General features: G+C 67.2%; 1 protein-coding gene. It reads right to left on the bottom strand.

Annotated elements, in window-relative coordinates:
- Nucleotides 1-861 (bottom strand): crotonase/enoyl-CoA hydratase family protein (locus HLA95_RS27535; protein ID WP_222185152.1); only part of this gene is annotated, 861 nt, incomplete at both ends.

The following is an 861-nucleotide window of genomic DNA, read 5'->3' as shown; positions in this document are numbered from 1 at the left end:
GCCCGCTTCTTTTCCTGGACGCGGGCCAGGCAGTCCATGCGGCGCAGGGCGGGCTCGTCGAGCTTCATGGCCAGGTCGACCCACAGGTCGACGATGTCCATCAGCTCGCGCTTGTCGCACGGCTCGGCCCGCTCGCGCACCCGCTTGAGGGTGAGCATGGTGTCGAAGCGGCGCCCATTGTCCGCGATGAAGCGGACAAACGTGGCCATGGCTTCCCCTTCCGGGCAGACCAGGTCGACCAGGCCCAGCGCCTTGACCTCCTCGGCCGAGCGCGACTGCCCGTCTTCCAGGACCTGGCGGGCCAGCACCGGGCCCAGCTTGCGCTTGAGGAAGCTGTAGCCGCCCATGCCGGGGAACAGGTTGAACAGGATCTCGGGCAGGCCGAACTTGGTGCCCTCCTCGGCGATCACCAGGTCGTCGGTGAGCATCGCCTCGAAGCCGCCGCCGATCGCATCGCCCTGGATCAGGGCCACGGTCAGGATCGGCAGGTCCAGGCTGACCAGGTTGGCATGGAGGATGTCGATGGCGAGATGGGCATAGGCGCGCAGCCCCGCCTCGTCCCGCTCGCGGATCATGTTCGTGAAGGTGCAGAGGTCACCGCCCAGGCTCCAGGCCTTGGGCGCATCCGAGCACCAGGCCAGGTAGCGGAACGGGATCTCCTCGGCACTCACGCCGGCATAGAGCTCGACCAGATGGTTCTGCAGGGTCTTCATGTCCTGCATCAGGGCCTGGGTGTAGCAGGCGCGCTCTTTATGCTTCATCCGGGCGAACAGCACGCCCAGGGACACATCCAGCGTCACCGACAGATGCTCCAGCTCCAGTTCCGGTGTCCGCACCCGGCGGCCGCGGAACGGGGTGACG

Origin of the sequence: Geminicoccus harenae, assembly GCF_019800005.1 — a bacterium.
Classification (GTDB): Bacteria; Pseudomonadota; Alphaproteobacteria; order Geminicoccales; family Geminicoccaceae; genus Geminicoccus; species Geminicoccus harenae.
Note: the sequence above shows the minus strand (reverse complement) of the source record. Positions and strands in the feature narration are given on the sequence as shown.